The sequence below is a fragment of the Actinomadura gamaensis genome (assembly GCF_042652125.1).
Classification (GTDB): domain Bacteria; phylum Actinomycetota; class Actinomycetes; order Streptosporangiales; family Streptosporangiaceae; genus Spirillospora; species Spirillospora gamaensis.
On sequence record NZ_JBHSIT010000031.1, the window covers coordinates 1 to 1,169 of the forward strand.

Consider the following 1,169-nt stretch of genomic DNA (forward strand, 5'->3'; position numbering starts at 1 on the left):
CTAAGCGCGATTCCAGAAGTTCTGTTCGTAACCGGGTGGGAGCCAGGGGCTGGTCCAGGGCGCGGCGGTGGCCAGGAGTTGGTCGGGTGAGCGGGTGCGGAAGAACGCATGGATCTGTTTCAGCCGGCCGGGCCAGCTGACGGCGGTGTTGGCGATGTGGTTCTTCAAAGCGGCCCAGATCCGCTCGGTCGGGTTGTCGTGCGGGCTGTAGCGCGCCCCGTACAAGATCTCGACGCGGGGATGCTCACGCAGATGCGCGGCGACCGCTTTGGCGTGGTGGATGCTGTCGTTGTCGCAGATCACCACGATCACCGGGGCGCGCGGGAACGCCTGCTCCAGCAGAATCAGCAGCGTGATGAAGTCGGCTGCGCAGCGCCGCCCGAGCCGGTAGATCCACCGCCCGGTGGTGACCTCCAGTGCGCCCAGCACCGTGACCTGCCGGTTGGTGCCCGGAGTGCCGATCAACGGGCGGCACCTGCGCAGCGTCCAGGACGCCCGCACCTGCGGCAGCAGGTGCAGGTGCGTCTCGTCCTCGACGAACACCACCGACCGGCGCGGCAACTCCATCAGCCGGGCCACGATGCAGGCGACCGTGTGGTCGTGGTCGACATCGCCGCGGGCCACCAGCTTGGGCCGCCGCCACACCGCCACCTGCCGCACCCGCCGGTACAAGGTCCGCCGGCTGAGCTTAGGACGGCCCAGATACCGCCACAGCCGCGGCACCGTCCACGGCCCCGGACGTTCCAGTAGCGCGGCGATGCGGGCGGGTAGCCGGCGGCCGCCCAGCCGCGGCCGTCCCGGGCGGGGGCGGTCGGCCAGCCCGGCCGGTCCTTCGGCGTTGTAGCGGGCGATCCAGCGCCGCACCGTGACCGGATGACACTCCAGCAGCACCGCGATCTCCGTAGCGTTCAGGCCGTGCAGCGACAGCAGCACCATCACCGCCCGCAACGCCGGACGCCACCGGCCCCGCAGCAGCTCGCGCAGTTCCTCGACCGGACGGCCGGAGCCGTTGGCGAACACGGTGGGCGGGCGCATACTGACCACGACCTCGCCGGGCGGCTGGAGGGTGTAGACAACTCGATCCAACGCCCGGCGAGGCCCCTGTCAACACCCCGCGCCGCTGCGATCTCACGCCAGGTTACGAACAGAACCTATGGAATGGCGCTTAG

General features: G+C 70.3%; 1 protein-coding gene. It reads right to left on the bottom strand.

Annotation, left to right across the window (positions count from 1 at the left end):
- On the bottom strand, positions 1 to 1,035 hold the full coding sequence (locus ACFPCY_RS43015) for an IS630 family transposase (protein WP_378265708.1): 1,035 nt from the start codon (positions 1,033 to 1,035) through the stop codon (positions 1 to 3).
- Positions 1,036 to 1,169: the final 134 nt, after the last annotated feature.

Coding starts and splice junctions, on each gene's coding strand:
- ACFPCY_RS43015 (WP_378265708.1), bottom strand. CDS start 1,035: ATGCGCCCGCCCACCGTGTTCGCCAACGGCTCCGGCCGTCCGGTCGAG.